Origin of the sequence: Nocardia asiatica NBRC 100129 (assembly GCF_000308415.1) — a bacterium.
GTDB classification, from domain to species: Bacteria; Actinomycetota; Actinomycetes; order Mycobacteriales; family Mycobacteriaceae; genus Nocardia; species Nocardia asiatica.
This window is the reverse complement of the sequence record NZ_BAFS01000474.1, coordinates 36,303-54,313: the sequence shown is the minus strand read 5'-3', so window position 1 is coordinate 54,313 and position 18,011 is coordinate 36,303. Positions and strand designations below refer to the sequence as shown.

Here is an 18,011-nt window from a genome sequence, read left to right as displayed (position 1 = left end):
CCTTCAACGAATGTACGTATCGGGATGCAGGGTTGCGTAGCCGGAACGAGTTGCACGGCTGGTCAGATCCTTGCTCCTGCAGCAGACCGATCCCTAAACCGTTTCTGTCGGATGCAGTCGCATCGTAGTCGCGGGATGGATCGGTTCGGAGATTGGAGCGTGGTCGCGGCGACCGGCGGTCCCCTGCCGGTCCACGGTGTGCTGGGAAAGGGTTGGGTGGTTCGTTGCACTACTCGAATAAATGACTTCGAGTGGGATAATCTCTACCCGTGCCCTACATCCTTGATGATCGCCTGGTAATAGGCGTCGCTTCGAGCGCATTATTCGACCTTGGAGAGGCAGACCGAGTTTTCAGAGAACAGGGTGAAGCAGCTTACCGAAGGTATCAGGAGGAGCATCTTGAGGATGCTCTGCAGCCGGGTGTAGCGTTTCAATTCGTCAAGCGAATACTGCAACTCAATGATCTTTCTCCGAATATGGGTGATCCCCTCGTTGAGGTAGTCATTATGTCGCGAAACGATCCTGATACAGGCTTGCGGGTCATGAGATCCGTGTCGCGTCACGGCCTGGCCATCACACGGGCTATCTTCACTGCCGGGCGATCTCCGTACGAGTTCATTCCCCCCTTCAACATCTCCTTGTACCTGTCGGCGGACGACGAAGCGGTCCGCGCCGCGGTCGAACAGCACCACCCGGCTGGACTTGTCCTTGCCTCGGTCGCAGAAGCGGATGATAGTGATCAACTGCGGATCGCTTTCGACTTCGATGGGATCCTGACGAACGACAGTGCCGAGCAGATTTTCCAATCGGGTGGCATCAGTGCTTTTCATGCGAGTGAATCCGAACACGCCAACGAGACCCACCCGGAGGGGCTGCTTCTGCCTTTCTTGAAGGCGCTGTCCCGTATCCAGACGATGGAAAGGGAAAGGTGTAAGAGCGATAGCAATTATCGTCGACGGCTGTCAATTTCGGTCGTGACCTCACGTAACGCGCCAGCGCATGAGCGGATGATCCTCAGTCTCAAAGCCTGGGAGGTGCAGGTCGATAATGCATTCTTCTTGGGGGGCGTCGACAAAGGCCGAGTCATGCAAGTTCTGAAGCCGCACATATTCTTTGACGATCAAGAAAGTCATTTGATAGATACCAGCAAATATGTACCCTCGGTTCACGTCCCATTTGGCGAGCTGAATCGAAGGTCGGCCGAAAAGATCGTTGGGGAGAAAGAGGTAGATGCGTCGGAAGCCTGAGACGAAGACGTGGACGGCATCTCTGCGCGGGAAGGTGGTTGCTGTGATGTCGGACCGTCGACGCGGTATGCGACGCCTTCTCGCCGACGTCCGTGCCACTCTTGCCGGTGGCCCCGTGCGGGCGCGACGCTGACGTGTTCCGAGCACGATCAACCGCCGACGCCCTCAGTCCAGAGTCCCGGACCGTCTTTCGCAGCACGTCTTGGCGGCTGTGACCGGCCATAACATCTCAAGGCAGTCGCCGCCCACTGCCAATCGCACGCTCGGCTGGCCATGTGGCCACGGTGGCAAGCGAGCGAAGCTCGCTCCGCGGCACGCGCGCAGCGACGCCCACAGTCGCGTCCACCAACAGGTCGGCCGATCAGCTCAGCAACGCTTCCAGATCCCCGCTGCGCCAGTACGTGCCCCACGAGGCGAGCTCCTTGGGAGTGAGCATTCGCTCCGGCCGGAGCTGAAACCGCACGCCCTGAACGTCGACGTGGGTGTAGTGCTTGTCGTCCGCCGCGAAGTCGAACGTCACATCGCCGGGCCGCAGGGCTGTGGTCAGCTCGTCGTCGGCCGAGGCGTTGACCAAGTACTGGATCACCTCGATCTCGCCCGGCACAGGACCGCGCCACGACAGCACGAACCCTGGGTCGATCGGGCTGGGCCACAGATGAAATCCCAGGCTTCGTCCGAGAGGCCCGATGGAATCGAGTAGCAGGCTCAAGACCCGCCCGGCCACCTCGAAGGTGTGGGCATCTTCTCGCCGCGGAGATGAGGTCCTGCTGCGCGCGCCTGCCGTCATGCCGCGCGATCTTCCTCTCCCGCCCCGTCAAAACCGCGACGGCACGCCGCAACACCCACGCATCTGCAAGACCCGCGACCCAAGCCGTGCGACCGCCACGGTCGAACGGATGTACGTATTAACTTTTGTCGTGATAATATCTGCGCCATGATTAAGGTTCATGTGGAGCGTGTCCGTGCGGCCTTGTCGGATCTGTGTGAGCCGCTACACGACACGTTCACGTGGGCTGAGCAGATCCGTCGGGAGCGGCTGCCTGAACTCGACGAGGCCGAGCTCTATGGTTGGCATGCGACGCACACGATCCGTGCACTGGCCCACCACAAGCTTCGGCAGAAGAAGGGTCTGCTGGGTGCGTGGAAGCTGAGTGGCCAACATTCGCAGAACGGTGCGTTGTGGTTGACCGATGACCACTACCGGGTGCAGTTGCTTCACGCGCACGCCGACGACCACATCCCTCCGCCTGGCACGAACGCGGCGCGGCGGGCGTACTACAGCAATCCGCCGCTGCCGCGTCAGCTGTCTTTGACCGGGGAGGCGAACGACCGTCTGCTGGGGCTGTGGCGTATCGATCCGGAGTTGGCGACACCGAGCTTCCGGATCGTCCGTACGATCGGCCCGTGGAAGTGGGGCGAGAAGGCGAAGGTCGATCTCGAGTTCGTGCTTCCTGAGACGGCTGAGGAGTTGTCGGATCTGGAGTTCCAGCCGACCGATGAGGGTCTGGATCTGTTGATGCCGCACGCGGATGGCGACGAGGAAGGCGGTGGTGATGCTCGCGGCGTCTCCGGGTGAACGGATACGCGCGCTGCGTGAGCTATTCGGGTTCACGCAGAAGCAGCTTGCTGAGATGACGGGGTTGGGACAGTCGCGGTTATCCGATGCCGAGAATCAGTTCCGCGATGTAACCGACGCGGAGCTGGAAGTCATCGCGACAGCGACCGGGACACCGCTGAGCTTCTTCTACGTCGAGTCGAACGCGATTCCGCTGGATTCGCTGCGCTTTCGCAAGCTGGCAGGCGCGAGCATCACGATGACTCGCCGGATACATCGCTGGTATCGCGAGAGCTACCGCGTGTCCGACGGGCTGATCACCGAGAGCAAGTATCCTGTCGCCGACCTACCTTTCGTCACTCAGGAATCGGTTAGTGACGACGAGATCAACGAGTTGGCCGACCAGACGCGGGAATCGCTGCGGCTCGCTCCGGACGCGCCGATTCCCCACCTGACGCGAGCACTGGAACGTGCAGGCGTCGCGGTGGCCCCCATCGTTCCTCCGCACATCGACGGTGATGAGGCGCCCGCGGGGGGCGGGCATTTCGGCGCGTCGTATTGGGGCGGTCTGGGCGCGAGTGCCCTGGTGGGATTCTTCCCTGGAACTCACGGCGATCGGCAGCGATTCACGATCGCGCACGAGGTGGGACATTTGGTGCTGCACTCTTTCCGTCCCCGTGCGGCCGACCCGGAAGGCGAGGCGAACAAGTTCGCCGCCGCCTTGTTGGTGCCCCGGTCACGCGCTGTCGAAATTCTCTCCGACGCGACGACCCTGACCGACTTCGGACGGATCAAGGCAACGTGGGGTGTATCGATGCAAGCGCTGATCATGAGGGCTTCAGCGCTGGAGTTGATCACCGACAGCCGCAAACGGTCATTGTTCGTGCAGTTGTCGGCCAAAGGATGGCGACGAGAAGAACCTGTGGAGGTCGGCAACGAGAGTCCGTTGCTGCTGTGGACACTTCTCAGCCGACGGTTCGGGTCGCGGCCGTACCGCGCCGCCGCCGACGCCCTCGCAATTCCCCCGGCCGTGCTGCGATCGGTGGTGCCCACGCCTTACGAAAACCGCGGCGGCAAACCGACCACTGGATCGGTCTACGCTCTCGGTTCAAGCTCCAGCTAGGCGGATGCCGTTGTCGCGCTCAGCGCAGGAATTGCAGCATGGCGATGTAGTTCAGGGGCACGTGGATCGGGTCGCGGCACGGGTCGATCTCGAGCAGCAGGGTTGTGTGGTCGTCGGTAAGGCCGTGCAGGATGGCGGGGACATCGATCAGCCCAGCCTGTGTGAGAGTGGGTGGGTTTTCGATGGCCGGCACCTGGTTCGAATAGCGCTGTACACGCGGGGCCGTTCCTGCGGGTATTTGGAGCCGCACCTGGACCTCGAGAGTGTCGTACATCTCTGATTGGACGAAACCTACGGCGAACCGCTCGAGATCATCGATGCCAGGGATGAAGACCGAACCACGGCGGTGGAAGGCGTCGCGTGCTGTCCATGGTGTCCATTCGCCGCCGCGGTCGTGGACATGCGGGGGAAGGTCGGCGCCATGGGCGAATGGCCTGGGGTGTGCTTGGAAGGGTGTGTCGGTGATCGCGATGGCCAGCCGGGTTCGTTCCGATTCGACCAGCCGCGATGGCCGGGCCGTCGGTGGCAAATCAATCGGATGGACGACGACTCCGAAGTCGCGCAACAGCCGGGACGCCGCGACGAGGGGGTCGGTGCCGGCTGCCAAGACAGTGGAGCGGATGTTGCTGGAGACGGCGTGGGCTTGCTCGGCGGCGGCTTCGGGCACCCGCAGTATTGCCACACAGGTCTCGGTGGAAGGAAATTGCCAGTCGGCGCTGCCGACGATCCGTAAGGGCGCCAGCAGCATTGGGTATTGGCTCAGGTAGGCCAAGCGTGCACAGGAGTCGTGGTGCAGGGGCCATCCGGTAACCAGCAGCGCGCGGTCCGGCTCGGCGTTGCTGCTTGTGCGGTGTGCGTCGCGCAGGCTGTGAAGGGTCATCTCGGCCCGCTCAATCCACACGGTGACCGTGCGGTCGCGAAGGACAGCGAGGACGCGGTCGGCCCAGCTCTGCGGAGTATCGGCAGGGTGCGGTGCCACCTTCGGGTCAATAGGCAATTGGGTCAAGTCGCGGACGTGGGGGAGACGTTCGGCAAGAGATTGTTTGGCGCGTGCGGTGATGATGTCGGGATGGTTGGTCCCCTGCCGGTGTGCGCCCAGCCAGAGGTCGGCGACGTATGTCCACGCGTCGAAGCCGCGGTTTTTCGCAACGTAGGCTCGATGGTTCGGATCGGCGGCGCAGGTGATCCTCTGGAGCTGTTCGCTTTCGGCGCAGGCCGGTGTTTCAGTGGCGACGATATCGATTGCGCGATCGAACAGCCCGTCCTCGGAGTCGGTGCCGAGCCGCTCGGCGAGCTGCGCCAGCAGGGCGTCGAACTGGCCCGAGTATTCCAGGGCAGCGCGGTTGACAGCCGCGACAGTGCGGGCCCACCCGCGGACGCCACGCATAGGGGCGGTCAAAGCTGGCAATGACTCGTCGGTGATGGGTCGCCCGGCCCGGCGACGGGCGTAGTCGAGCCATTCGAAAGACCTGCCAGGGTCGGCCAGTTCTTCAGCGAACGCACTGACGGCCGCGCTCATCTCGGAGAGAGTGGCAACGGAACGCAGGGCGCAAGTGTGCAGTGGATCAACATCTTGCGTGGGGGCGCAGTTGCCGCACAGATCGCCCCACCTGACCTCGAGCAGTGGCACCGACTGGCCCGCATGCTCACGTGCGTACCTGCAGCCGCCGGGGACATGCCACTTTCCGGACGGCGCTGGGATCAGCAGTGTGGTCGCGCGTTCGATCGCGTCGGGAATTGGGATCTGGTGCTGCTGGAAATGATGGCGACCGATCAGGCCGGACAGCGATACATGATTCATATGGGGCGGTGCACCATCAGGCGTACGGCTCCGTCCAGCGGAGCTGTACGGATCGTGGTGAGGCGGCGATCGCATGTTCCACAGAGCAAGCCTAGCTCCAGTGCCACTCATTCCGGGGCGCTGTGCGCGCGTTGCGACTGCGGGCACGATGTCATCAGGGCGACCCTGATACTCGGCTAACCTCGATCGCACGCGACGTGGCAGGAGAATGTGCGGACGCGATCTAGTCACGAGCGAACGGGGTTGGTTACTCACGCCGGCTTGACGGAGTCCCAGGGCACCCATTGTCGGACGGTGAGTGCGACGTGGCCGTTGACCGACCGGAGTTCGAGTTCGACTTCGAGAAACCATACGGGCTCAGTCCCGAACCGCAGGCGTGCCCACCGGTAGCCGAGCGCGGGAATCCATGTCTCGCCCATGCGTAGATCCAGGGCGGCGGCTTTCTCTCCGAGAGTGAACGGCACCGTTCGGGCGGGACTGCGAGTTGGAGGTACCCATATTCGCCGGGGGTCGACGAGGACCCTGCGTGGAGGGGTGAGCATTCTGGTGCTGGCGTGGTGGGATGATCCGGATTCGTTCATGGTCACCCCGTCCGGCTGATCGCGGTAGTAGCGGTGTGGGGGTCGGCTGGTCGGCGGGTCCAGCACGATCGCTGCGTCCCGGCAGCGCCCAGTCGTAGTGAGGTGCTGCGTGGGCGGCGCGCTGTGCGGCCGGAAACCTGGATCGTGTAGGTCATCGATCGCAGCCGTCCGCGTCCGCGGCCGATCCCCTCGCACTCGAGAAGTTCGCTGTGGATTTCCAGGTCGGGGCGGGCCCAGCCGGTGTGGGTGGTGACCAGGATGGCGTCATGGCTGCGAAGCCGGGCGAGGACCGCTCGTGTGCGGGTGGCGGCTGGGGTGGCGGGGTGGTCGAGTACGACGAGGGGAAGGCCGTCGAGGAGGATGGCGGCGACATCGAGGGGGTCGTCACCCGGGTTGGAGATGTGGGCCAGGCGGGACAGGTTTCCGCCCATCTCCGCGACGGCGAGCAACCCCAGCCGCGGGCAGCCGAGGACGGCGGTCCATTCCCCGGCGGCGGTGGCCGCGGCGAGCAATCCGAGGAGAGGGCCGAGGCGTCCGGTGCAAGCGATCAGCGATCCGCGCGGTAGGCCACCGGCGGGCAGCGCCTCACCCAGTGCCCCGGGGATCGGCAGTGTGTTCGCTGGTGCGGTGGTGGGCATCGGTGGGGCTTCGCGGGCGCCGACTCGGCCGTGGATGGCGTCCATGCGGGCGCGCAGGAGCGCGAGTTGCTCGGTACGTGGGAGGTCGGTCAGCGGTGCTGCGGCTGTGGTGCCGTCGGACCGTTGACTGCCCTCCAACTGCGAGCTATCGAACATATGTGCGAAATGATTGCATACCGCGTGATCGGCCGTCGAGACAGGCACGCTGATCGATAACTAACGGTCACCGAACTGCGGCCGAGCCGCCATTGCAGCTGGCCTTCGACTAGCGAATGTGGTGGCTGGCGCGGCGGTACAACATGCTGTTGTACAACGCCCTGTTGTTGGCGACGAGTGTTCGACGCGGGCGATGGTTGGGAGGTGGGCGGGAACGTCCGGAGCTTCGAGATTGTCAGGTAGGTGGCGGATTGGTGGACCGATGCGACGGGGGTGCGCGTGCCGGAGTACGGCTGCTGCTTATTCGCTGCGCCCACGGTGAGACCCACGCCGCCGGAGTCGCCGAGGGCGAAGAGACCGAGCGTAGACTAAGCGCGACGGGCAGAAGCCAAGCCGCGAGGCTGGCGGAGCGGTTGGCCGCCGAGCAATCGAGCCTGCAAGTCAGCCGCGTGTACAGCACCGGCATACGCCGGGCGGCGCAAACCGCCACGATCGTGGCCCAGCTGCTGGGGCTATCGGTCGAGACGACTCCGCTCGGGCCGGCGCACGGGAATCCGGTCGAGCGCGCGATGTCGGGTGGTGAAGGTGGGCAGCTGTGGGGGCAGTGGGCACCACGGGTGGGGCGGGAGTTGGAGTTGATCGCGGGGAGGCATCCCGGCGAGACGGTTGTGGTGGTCTGCCACCAATCCACCGCGCTCGCCGCGGCCCAGTACTTCCTGGAAGGAACGTACTCCCGCGCGCATGCCTCGATCGAGGTCGACCACACCGCGATCACCGAATGGCAGCTGCGCCCGGCTCGCCACCAGTCTGCAGAGGCCGAAGGGTCGCGGTGGGTGTTGGTCCGCGCGAACGACGCCGAGCATTTGAGAGCGCAACCGCACCGCATCACCCGGCGCAAGCGACACGCATGACCGACGTGTCAACCCTGCCGCCGCAGTCGTCGACGCCGCCGCCGTGGTATCGGCGTGATGGCTTCCGAGGCGGCCCGGCGCTGGTCAGCTTTGCGGCACTGTTGCCTGCAATACGAGCACGTTGTACGGACGCGGGGGGTATTTGAAGGTGTAGGCGGTGATGATGCGGTTCTCGTAGCACTCGGTCTCCGGGTCCCAGAGATAAATCCGTTGGTTGAGGACGTGCTCGTCGGTGGCGCGGATCCTGGAGATTTCCGGCCATTCGGGTGCTTGCTCGCAGGAGGTGATGATCTGCTGGATGCGTCGCTCGGGGATCCGGCCTGGCGCGACGATGAGAAAGGCGTTGGCCATGACGGTGGCCCGCTCCTCCCAGTTCCCGATCACCTTCTTCGCGGCAGGATCGCGGACCACCCACTCGAGCAAGTTCGGCCGCACTGTGGCATCGGGTTCGGGGGCGACGAGCCCGGGGAACCGGTCAAGCAGTGGCCCGTTGGCGGCATACAGGTCGAAGGCGTCGTCGTGGTAGCAGGCGGGGTCGAGGTTGCGGTCCAAGCCGAGCTGATCGTCCGGAGTGACGACCGGCGACATGTCCCAGTTGAGCTGGTTGAGCAGCGGCTGTGCCAGCGCGGCGTACTTGGGTCTTCGCCACTGAGGGACTTCGAGGCCGTTCAAGAATGCCTCGAGTGTCTCGGCTGAGGGAGTCCGCCCTTTGCGCTCCCACGCGTAGATCAAGCCCTTCGAGACTTTGATAATCTGGGCAGCTTCTTCGCGCGTCAGTTGGGCGGCTTCGCGCTCGGCCCGAAGTAGCCTGGCCAGTACGGGTAGATCGTCATCCTCAACCATCGCATACGCCTTTACTTGGCTTCCAACAGCCTCGGGAGCGTGCGCGGTGCATCGATGGAAGTGCAGACTCGCGGGACGCTTCGTGGCTGCCTAACAGGCCAGGCTATGGCAACGAAGCCAATCGTTTCACCGTGAACCGGCTATCGGCGCCCCGAAGGTGGCGCAAATCATATTGGCGCACAGTGTATTCCACATGTGCGCGGCCGAACATGTGCGAGCTGGGTCAGGGTGTCGCTCTGTGTCGAGGCGATAGATCTAGTCATCGATGAAGATGTCGTTGGTCAGCGGGCCTGTTCCAGGAGTCACGCGGTACTTCTCCAGATCGGTCACTCCGTGGTTGGCGAGCACTTCGTCATCGAGCAGCAGCTCGCCGGTACAGGCCGAGCGTGTAAGCACGAGCAGTGCTGCATCAGCCATAACCCACACGTTGCGTGACGTCGCCGCGACTTGATCGCCGCCGAGCTTGTTCCGCACGGCCGCGGTGTCGATCGTGGTGCGTGGCCACAGTGAGTTGACTGCGATGCCCAGATCAGTGAACTGATGAGCCATTCCGATGGTCAGCAAGGAGGTGCCGTACTTGCTGACGGTGTATCCGGGGAACCTACCGATCTGCTCAGCAGCCATGTTCAACGGTGGGGAGATATTCAGGACATGGGGTGCTCGACCGGCCTGCGCTGAGAGTTGAAGCGCTGGCAGACATAGCTTCGTCATCAACAGCGTTGCGCGACAGTTAATGTCCTGCATGTAGTCATATTGGTTCATCGTCAGTGTCGCTACAGGTGCTGGTTCGATCACCGCTGCCACGTTCAGCAACATGTCGATACCGCCGAACCGCTCGATGGTCCGCTGCACAGCATCCGCCATTGCCTTGTCATCGCGGACGTCGGCCGCGATCGGCAGGACATCCCCGCCGGCGGCCTCCGCTTCGGCGGCCGCGGTGTGGATGGTGCCGCGATACTTGGGATGTGCCTGGGCGGTGCGGCCGATCATCGTCACGTTGGCTTCCTCCGCGGCCAGCCGTATCGCGATCGCGGCACCTATGCCGCGGCTGGCTCCTGTGATGATCGCTGTCTTGCCAGCTAACGTCCCGGTCCTCAACTCGATTGTGCTCACCGGATCCCCCATCTGTGCATGATCGACTTCTTGCACACTAACGGCTGCCAAAGCTTGGTGGCGGGTGCGCAGGTATCAAAGATTGTGATATTGACGCCCGGCGGGCGGGCGGCAAAGGTTGAGCAGAAAGGACCGCCAGGCCGCAGCAACCTGTTGCGGCTCAGCAGGTCTGAGGTAACCCGCGGGGGCGATTGTTGGTCGAGCCTCCCGCGCTAACCGTAGCGGAGATCATTGCATGAGAGGGGGAGTTCGCTTGAGTCGGCGTCCAGCACACCGCCAGCCCAGTCGCAGCGCGCAGCCGAGCATACCGACGCTGTCGACGACATGCTGGATGATCAGAGATCACCTGGGGCTGTCACGTGTCGGGAGCTACGAGCGCACCAGGGTCAGTGCGTCCTACTTGAGCCAAATCGAAAGCGGCGAGCGGGTACCCAGCCTGGAAACGCTCGACAAGCTCATCCGGGGATACCGGCTGGACGCTGCGCAAGCACGTCACCTTCTCGAGCTTCGCGCTCCCGCCGAAGATCTCGCTCCCGCCGAGAACCTTCGTCGGCTCGTTCGGGAGAACGGCGGACTGATGACCCATATCCATGCCCTTGAGGAACGGGGAGTGCTCGGGGCCTACATGGATCCTATGTGGAACGTTTTGGCCTGTAATGATTCGTTCCGGTCAGCACTGCCTGGGCTGGATTCGAGCGAGTCGGTGCCGGTATGGCTGTTCAGTCCGGCTGCGCGAGACACGGTAGTCGATTGGGATCGGGAGGCTGCTCATTCGGTCGCTACCACCAAAGCAGTACTCGGGCGTTACCGGACTTCGGAGCAGGCCCGAGACTTGATGCGACGGCTGCGTCCCAACAGTACGTTCGCCCGGCTCTGGTCCAGCAGCATCAGTATTTCCTACGGCCGCAACACCGGAGACCAGCTCCACTGGCGCAACACCGATACCGGAGAGCTGATCTCCTACAGCCTGACCATGTCAGAGATCAGTCAGACTGGAGACGTATTGCTGGTCACCGCGCTTCCGGTGCCATACTGCGGACCCAACATCGAGGTGGCCTAGCTGCATCCTCCACGAAATGACGTGTGAAGCGATGTCCATGCTGCTGTGTGCACCCACGATCGATTTTTCGCGACGCGCGGGGCATTCGTGGTCTGGCCGGGATGCGGCGGACTGGCGACCTTCGTTGAATTAGTCGCATCGGCCCCGCAGGTATTCTGGATGCAGTGACTCTCGTAGTCGCTCGCCAGCTCGTCCTTAATTTCCTATCTGATGCTGGCAGAAATGGCAGGCAGGTCTGGGAAATGAGCGAGCATGGAAACGCCGGATCAGCGGATCCGTCGGAAAATGGTGCCAACGATCTGCTGCATGAGCCGACATATCCCGTGGCAGTTGGCGCTCAGGCGTTGCGGAAGTCCACACGCTGGTACGAAGAACAGCTGAGAAAGGGACGCCTGCCAGGCCACAAAGCCGGCCGATCGTGGTACCTGACCGCAAGCGACATCGCTGCGGCAATTCAGTCGACCGCGCGCCGTCCCCACGCCCGTGCGGCGCCAGATCCTGCGAAACCGCAAACAGCCGATCGCCGACGTCCGACTCGTAGGCGGAGGCAGCGCCGCCGCCCGATACCTCCGCAACGCGCATTCGAATAGTCGGCCGTCCTTTCCTGGCTCACGTCACAGTTGATGGTCCCGGGCTTCCAGCCGCGTCAGTAAGCGTTCTATGCGCTTCATGTGCTGCGGCTATCCGCCGTCGCAGCCCTTCTCATCGTCAGCGGTTCGACGTTTCTCGTGCACGCTGATCGGCGACGCTCGGGAACGCTTCGGCCTATCCAACCTATTCATGGCCAACCTGGGTCGTTTCGGTGTCGGAGGCTTCCGGGTGGACAAAAGAAATTCGTTTATCGCTGGCTGCGTAAAATGGTGTGCTACGCCGCAGCGTATCACCCCTTTTGCAGCTTTACGCTGGCTGCGTTAACGCAAATTCGGTTCGCCGAAACACTGGTTTTGCTGCTCGGGAGGGGTTTTGATGGACATGCAAGTTCGACCACCGAAAGGAAACCGATGGACCCACTGATCATTCTGGGCTGGGTGAATACCGCCCTGTCTGCGCTCTCCAACGGGTTGTCCGTGGCAGGCCAGGCGCTGGCGCTCATCCGTCCGTTCATCTGACCATCTCGCCTTGAGATGCGGCCTCCCAGCAGTGGTTTCGCTGCTGGGAGGTAGGAACCACTGAGCGCCACGGCGCATTCCGATCATAAGAATTCCCTTCCCATACCTTCCCAACGGGGTCTATTCGGCATGCAAAAAATCAGAAGACATACTCATTTCGCCTATTGCGACGACGCAGCAAGCGGGGACCAGGAGAACAACGCGCGCTGGCAGCGGGATTGCTCCAGCCTTGGCCGAGGTAGCCGCGCGATCTTGGCGGCCGTGGTGCCCGCAGTGGTGATGATGGCAGCCGCAGACACCGCCAGCGCCAGCGCCAGTCTTGCCGCGATCGCTGATCAGCCCGGCGTCACCAACCCCGCCCAGCCCGGCACGACCACCCCGCCCCCGCCGCCCCCACCGGCACCGGAGCCCGAGCCGGTACCCGCGCCGCCAGAGCCCGCGCCCCCGGTGTACTACTCGCAACCGCCGGAGGTCCGCAACGCCGCGCCCTCGCGTCCGGCGCCACCGCCGGAGCAACCGGTGGAACCGGTCCGGATCGAGGAACTGCACCTGCCCGAGCCGGTGGCACCGGTGGCACCGATCGAGCCGCCGGAGAACACGATTCGGGTCGGTCAGTGGCAGGCTCCGCGCCCGGAGTGGCTGGCGCCGGAATACGCGGACGTCATCAATGACGTCGCCGCGAACGCCGAAGCGCAGGTCGCGACCGCGCTGGATTCGATCGGGATCCCCGCCGGGCGCTCCGACCGCGTCAGTGGCGCCACGCTCGCCGGCGCGGGTATCGGTGGCGCGGTCGGCGCTGCCGTGGCCGGTGTCCCAGCTGCTGCCGCGGGCGCGGTGGTCGGTGGCCTGATCGGCGGCACCGTCGGTGGCATCGCCGGAGCCGCACTCGGCACGGTGGTGCCGGTTCCGGTCATCGGCGAAGTGACCTCCGGCATCGCCGGCACAGCGCTCGGCGCCGCCGCTGGCGCCGCCGCCGGTGCCGCGATCGCTGGCATCCCGGCCGCGGCGGTCGGCGCGGTCGCCGCCGGAACCGTCGGTGCGGGCTTCGGCGCAGGCGTGGGGGTCGGGCAGCCATGACCCTCTCGTTGAGCCGCCGGCGCACCATCGCCGCCGCGATCGCAGCCTCCGCCGCCCTCGGGGTGGCCACCGGGACCACCAGCAGCGCAACTGCTGCGGCCGTGCCGATCGGTCCGGGATGTCCCGCGCTGTACATGCTCGGTGTTCAAGGCACCGGCCAGTCCTCACCCACCGCGGACCCGCTCGCCGACACCGGTGTCGTGGGCGCCCTGATCGCCCCCGTCTTGGCAGCTGCTCCTGGCCTGGTGCAGCGCAGCTACATCCCCTACGGCGCGGGCTTCGGTGGCGCGGTGCCCGGCGGGGGCCCGGAACCATATGCGGTGTCGGTGACCGATGCCCGCCGTCAGCTGGATGCCGCCGCGGTGCAGATCGCTGAAACCTGCCCCAGCACGTTGATCGCAGGCATCGGATATTCACAAGGCGCGCAGGCGATGTCGTCGTTCGCCCACGATGTCGGCTCCGGCGCCGGACCGGTGGCCCCGGAGCGTGTCGCAGGGATCGCGCTGTATGCCCATCCTGATCGCGCACCGGGCGCGCCGATTTTTCCAGGGCGGCCGGGGCAGATGGTCCCGGATCCTGCGCCGGGCACGAGCGGGGCTGCGGTGTCAGCGGTGCAGATGTCCAACCCGCCCGCCGGTGGGGGTGGTATCGCCGATGGCGCGACCAGCTACGGGGAACTCACTGGGCGGGTCGCCGATATCTGCACCGACGGAGACCTGGCCTGTTCTGCGCCCGACCGCGCGGCGGTGCTGCGCGTTGGGGCGGAGATCGCCGCCCAAGCCGACCTGCGCAATCCGCTGGCCGCGATCGCCTCGCTCAATGGTCTATTCTCCGCCGCGCTGGGTGATGCCTGGACGACCGTGGTGCTCAACGACTTCCAGGTCGGTGGCGGCAACGTCGATTACCTTCCGCAGTTGCCGCTGGCAGCTCGGCTGGTGGACGCGGCTGACCCGCGCAACCCGGCACCGAGCGCGGAGGAGATCGGGGCTGCTGCCGCGCGGTGGAACGAGATCACCGCCATCGTGGCGGCGGATCCGATCGGGTTGCTGCCCAAGGTGGCCGGTCAGCTGTCGGCGGCGTGGAGTCAGTTGGTCGCCGATAACGCCGACTTGGTCGATCCCGCGGTGTGGGTGCGTTTTGCAGACACCGTCGCCCGGCACAACAACTACGCCGTCAACGGCCAGCTGAACTCGGGCATCGCCTGGATGGTCGCTCTCGCCCACGACATCGCGGGAGATAGGCCATGACCGATCCCATCGCGATCGATGACGGCTTCTACAGCAGTCCTGATAACGGTATCGCCGCACCAGCCGGGCAGCTCCTGCGCCGCCGCCCAATCACCTTGGCGGGTCTGAGAGGCGCGGGTCCGGCGTGGCAGGTTGTATATGCCACGACAGGTTCCCGCGCACCGATGGCTGCCTCCGGCACGGTAATCACCGCCAGTCCGGTCGCTGGAGTTGCCGATCCGGGCCCGGTCCTGGTGTATTGCCCGTCCTTCCACGGTCTCGGTGGTCGCTGCGCCCCGTCGCAACTTCTGGCTGAGGGGCGCGAGCCGGAATCTCTCTTCATCGCCACAGCTCTGGAGCGCGGATGGACCGTTGCGGTACCGGACGGGCCATGCCTGGGCGTAACCGGTCTGGGGCCGCACCAGTTCCTGGCCGGAGCTGCAGGCGCGCACGCCGTGCTGGACCTGGCGCGTGCAACCCGCCACCTGCCCGAACTCAGCGACGCGGGGCCGTGCGTGGTGTGGGGGTACGGCGACGGCGGCCGCAACGCGGTGTGGGCCGCCGAACAACAACCGGCCTACGCCCCGGAGCTGGATCTGCGGGGTGTGGCCGCCGGTGGCGTCGTGGCCGATCCGGGCGCAGTCATCGCGGGAATCGACGGCGGGCCGTGGGCGGGGCTAGCTCTGGCCGGGCTCATCGGGCTTAGTCGCGCGTACTCCCACCTGCCGACCGGGCACCTGCTCACCGACGCCGGCCGCGAGACGGTCCAGCAGGCTCGAGTGCTCGATGCGGCAGAGTTGCTGCTTACCTACCGTAACCAGTCCTTGGGCGGCTGGTGTGAGCGGCCTGATCCGTGGAACGACCCTCTTTGGCGCTATGTGCTGGCCAACGAGACCAGCGGCCGCGCCGCCCCCAAGGTGCCCGTGCATCTCTACCACGGCATCGAAGACGCCCTTGTGCCGGTCGAGATCGGCCGCAGCTTGTTCACCGAATACCGCGCGCTCGGCGTGGATCTGAGCTGGCGGGAGTACTCGACCAGCCATGTGGGCGCCGCCCGGGACGGTGCCGCCGAAGCCGTCGCCCGGTTGGCCGGCTACCTGCAACGCCGACCCACGCCATCCAGCCCGCAGACCACCTGAATCGGCCTGCCCGTCCTACGACCCCTTGCTGTGGGTGCGGGCAGGTCCCAGGCCGGATCGAATCGAGGTCAACACTTATGCGCCCCAGCAACAGCACAAGCACTCGTGCGCGGTGCCACGCCGCTGCGGCGGTGCTCATGGCGGTCATTGTTTCGTTCACCATTGCCATCAGCACCGCGCACGCCGAGCCCACCGGCGTTCCGCTCGGTGAGACATGCCCCGTTCTGTATGCGTTCGGGGTGCAGGGCAGCGAGGAAGCTTCCCCGGAGGCCGGGCTCAGCAGCGATTCAGGTGCACTGGGGCAACTGTTCGGCCCGTTGGCCGTCACGGCCGGTGATCTGGTGCAACGCGCGTACGTTCCCTACGGTCGCGCACCCGACGGGACGGCATTGCTTTATGAGGCGGCGATCACCGCTGCGGCTGAGCGGTTGGAACAGATGGCCGTCGAAGTCGTGGCGCGCTGCCCGAACACGAAGATCGCCGCCGCCGGCTACGCCCACGGTGCACCCGCGGTCGCGCGGTTCGCCGAGCGCGTTGGTACAGGTGACGCACGCGTCAGCGCTGAACACATCGCCGCGATCGCGTTGTTGGCCAACCCGAACCGCGCCACCAACACCCCGGTGCTGCCCGGCCGGCCCGACAGCACCACCCCCTCGCCCGCGCCCGGAACCGCGGGGCGGAAGGTTGCCACGGTCTCGCTGATTAACCAGCCGTTGACCGGTGCCGGAATCGCCGCCACACCGGCGGCATCGAGCGGGTTCGGGGCCTTGACCGGTCGTGTCGCGGACCTGTGTGTGGCCGGTGACGCAACGTGTGACACCCCGCCCGGAAGCAGCTTGGCCGCCACGGCCGCGAACATCGCCGCCCGCTCGGACCTGCGTGACCCGATCGCAGCGATTTCCACCATCGCCGAAGCCTTGACCACCACGGTGTTCACCACCGCGGTGAACGTCATCAACGAGGACGTCACCGGGACCAGCCTGGATCAACTGTCGTATCAGCCTGCGAAACCGCTCGGGCAGCGACTGGCCGAAGCCTCGCAACCTGACATCGTCCCACCCGGGCCGGGAGAGGCTTTGGCGGCGCTGTTCAAGATCGGCACCATCGGGTTGAACGCGGCGGTGACGGTCGCGCGGAAAGTGTTCACTCCAGCCACGATCGCCGAGTTGGCGACCGTCGGGCTGGCCAACCCATGGGCGGCGGTCGCCACGTTGGGCGCGAAACTCGCCACCGCGGCAGTCGAGTTGATTCCGCCGCAGACGGCCAGCCGCTGGGTGAACGAAGCTTTCGACGCGATCACCAGCACCATCACCGACCAGCAGCAGCTCTACACCCTCGCCGCCGCTGCGCAATACAGCGACACCACCGGCCGTCACGGCTCCTACCGCGCCACACCGGTCACACCGACTGGCCGATCGGCGCTGGCCGCGACCGCCGACTGGTTCACCGCCGTCGCCCGTGACCTCGCGGCCACCGGTTCGCCGTCGGCCGTACCGCAGTCCGGCGCCCCCTGGACGTCTTCCGCGCCCGCGACGGCACCGGTCACTAGCACCGCCGTACCGGGGGTGCCTACGTCCAGCGGCGGTCCGTGAGACCCCTTCGGGCGGATCCCGCCCAATCCGCAGACGTACCCAAGCCTTGTCTGCTGATTCTCCCCTGGCACCCCGCCCGAAGGGCCCACAATCCCGCGCCACCACACACCGAGGAGGTGAAACCTACGATGCCCAACACCCGAGCCCACACCGACGCCAGCAGCGACCACGGCTGGGGCTGGCTGGATCCCACCGAACTCACCACACTCTCGCCGCTCTTGGACACGACCGACGAGCCGGAGCGTGATGGGGAGCAATGGCGGTGGATCAACGCACAGCAGCTCTCACCACCACGGCCAGTCCGAGGGGCGGTGCGCACGCAGGTGCCGCGCCGCGTGTGGGTCTGGCTTGCCGCCAGCCTCAGCGGAGCGGCCGTGCTAGCCGGGCTGGATTTCAGCTGGGTCGCCGACACCCCGGATCCCGTCACGGCGATCCCGACCCTGACCGCAGCTCCACCGACTACCACGCCGCACCTCAGCGGTGCGTGCACGGGATTGTCCGGACAGACGGTCACCGACTCCGCGGGAGACACCCACAGCGTGGCTGGGGCGATCGCGGCGTTCGAGCACGCCTACTACGTCCAGCGCAGCGCTGAAGCAGCTATGCGGCTCGTAGCCCCCGAGGCCGGACTCGTCGCCGAGGCGTTGGCGGCGGGGATCGCGTCAGTTCCGGCCGGGGCCACACATTGCGTGGCGATCACCCCGATCGCTGGCAGCACTGCGGAGGTGCACGTTGTCCAACAGCACCGCGACGGGCAACGCGTCGACTACCTGCAGCTGATCAACGTCCGCCACGACTCTGTCGGTGTCGTGATCACCAACATCCAGAAGCGGGGCTGAA

Annotated in this window: 16 protein-coding genes; 10 read left to right on the top strand and 6 right to left on the bottom strand. The window is 65.4% G+C overall.

Going from position 1 to position 18,011, the window contains the following annotated elements:
• Positions 1–269 precede the first annotated feature (269 nt).
• Positions 270–1,247, top strand: coding sequence for a 5'-nucleotidase (locus ON27_RS38985; RefSeq protein ID WP_043739113.1), 978 nt, complete (start codon positions 270–272; stop codon positions 1,245–1,247).
• Positions 1,248–1,608: 361 nt separating this feature from the next.
• Here the strand turns inward: ON27_RS38985 and ON27_RS38980 are convergent, their stop codons facing one another.
• Positions 1,609–2,034 (bottom strand): hypothetical protein, encoded by a 426-nt coding sequence (locus tag ON27_RS38980; RefSeq protein ID WP_157227970.1) that lies wholly within the window; start codon positions 2,032–2,034, stop codon positions 1,609–1,611.
• A gap of 147 nt (positions 2,035–2,181) precedes the next feature.
• Between ON27_RS38980 and ON27_RS38975 the strand changes: the two genes are divergently transcribed.
• Positions 2,182–2,823 carry a hypothetical protein gene (locus tag ON27_RS38975; protein ID WP_043739107.1) on the top strand — a complete coding sequence of 214 codons (642 nt, stop codon included), beginning with the start codon at positions 2,182–2,184 and terminating at the stop codon, positions 2,821–2,823.
• The gene (locus ON27_RS38970) at positions 2,777–3,925 is read left to right on the top strand and encodes an XRE family transcriptional regulator (protein WP_051047574.1); all 1,149 of its coding nucleotides are present in this window, start codon (positions 2,777–2,779) and stop codon (positions 3,923–3,925) included. The genes ON27_RS38975 and ON27_RS38970 overlap by 47 nt, the downstream gene beginning before the upstream one ends.
• 19 nt (positions 3,926–3,944) lie before the next feature.
• Here ON27_RS38970 and ON27_RS38965 read toward each other — a convergent pair whose 3' ends face one another.
• The 3 genes from ON27_RS38965 to imuA' form a co-directional block, all read right to left on the bottom strand.
• Positions 3,945–5,726: a hypothetical protein gene (locus ON27_RS38965; RefSeq protein WP_043739104.1), complete on the bottom strand. Its 1,782-nt coding sequence runs from the start codon at positions 5,724–5,726 to the stop codon at positions 3,945–3,947.
• A 251-nt stretch (positions 5,727–5,977) separates the two neighbouring features.
• Positions 5,978–6,145, bottom strand: coding sequence for a hypothetical protein (locus ON27_RS43770; protein ID WP_157227969.1), 168 nt, complete (start codon positions 6,143–6,145; stop codon positions 5,978–5,980).
• 164 nt (positions 6,146–6,309) lie between these two features.
• Positions 6,310–7,101 (bottom strand): DnaE2-dependent mutagenesis accessory factor ImuA', encoded by a 792-nt coding sequence (gene imuA', locus ON27_RS38960; RefSeq protein WP_051047573.1) that lies wholly within the window; start codon positions 7,099–7,101, stop codon positions 6,310–6,312.
• Positions 7,102–7,217: 116 nt separating this feature from the next.
• On the opposite strand from imuA', the gene ON27_RS42305 reads away from it, so the two are divergent.
• Complete coding sequence (locus ON27_RS42305; protein ID WP_083888179.1) at positions 7,218–8,012, top strand: histidine phosphatase family protein; 795 nt, start codon at positions 7,218–7,220, stop codon at positions 8,010–8,012.
• A gap of 84 nt (positions 8,013–8,096) precedes the next feature.
• Here the strand turns inward: ON27_RS42305 and ON27_RS38950 are convergent, their stop codons facing one another.
• Entirely contained in the window at positions 8,097–8,855 is a 759-nt protein-coding gene (locus ON27_RS38950; RefSeq protein ID WP_043739096.1) for a helix-turn-helix domain-containing protein, read from the bottom strand.
• Between the two features lie 255 nt (positions 8,856–9,110).
• Positions 9,111–9,980, bottom strand: coding sequence for an SDR family oxidoreductase (locus ON27_RS38945; RefSeq protein ID WP_051047572.1), 870 nt, complete (start codon positions 9,978–9,980; stop codon positions 9,111–9,113).
• 223 nt (positions 9,981–10,203) lie between these two features.
• On the opposite strand from ON27_RS38945, the gene ON27_RS42300 reads away from it, so the two are divergent.
• From ON27_RS42300 to ON27_RS40710, 6 genes are all read left to right on the top strand, one after another.
• Positions 10,204–11,028 carry a helix-turn-helix domain-containing protein gene (locus ON27_RS42300; RefSeq protein WP_083888177.1) on the top strand — a complete coding sequence of 275 codons (825 nt, stop codon included), beginning with the start codon at positions 10,204–10,206 and terminating at the stop codon, positions 11,026–11,028.
• A 1,370-nt stretch (positions 11,029–12,398) separates the two neighbouring features.
• On the top strand, positions 12,399–13,214 hold the full coding sequence (locus ON27_RS38925; protein WP_157227967.1) for a hypothetical protein: 816 nt from the start codon (positions 12,399–12,401) through the stop codon (positions 13,212–13,214).
• Complete coding sequence (locus tag ON27_RS38920; RefSeq protein ID WP_083888176.1) at positions 13,211–14,461, top strand: cutinase family protein; 1,251 nt, start codon at positions 13,211–13,213, stop codon at positions 14,459–14,461. The genes ON27_RS38925 and ON27_RS38920 overlap by 4 nt, the downstream gene beginning before the upstream one ends.
• Positions 14,458–15,579 carry a lipase family protein gene (locus ON27_RS42295; RefSeq protein ID WP_083888174.1) on the top strand — a complete coding sequence of 374 codons (1,122 nt, stop codon included), beginning with the start codon at positions 14,458–14,460 and terminating at the stop codon, positions 15,577–15,579. The genes ON27_RS38920 and ON27_RS42295 overlap by 4 nt, the downstream gene beginning before the upstream one ends.
• Before the next feature lie 137 nt (positions 15,580–15,716).
• Positions 15,717–17,171, top strand: a complete 1,455-nt coding sequence (locus ON27_RS38910; RefSeq protein WP_169334591.1) for a cutinase family protein — start codon at positions 15,717–15,719, stop codon at positions 17,169–17,171.
• Between the two features lie 128 nt (positions 17,172–17,299).
• The gene (locus ON27_RS40710) at positions 17,300–18,010 is read left to right on the top strand and encodes a DUF8176 domain-containing protein (RefSeq protein WP_051047568.1); all 711 of its coding nucleotides are present in this window, start codon (positions 17,300–17,302) and stop codon (positions 18,008–18,010) included.
• Position 18,011 lies beyond the last annotated feature (1 nt).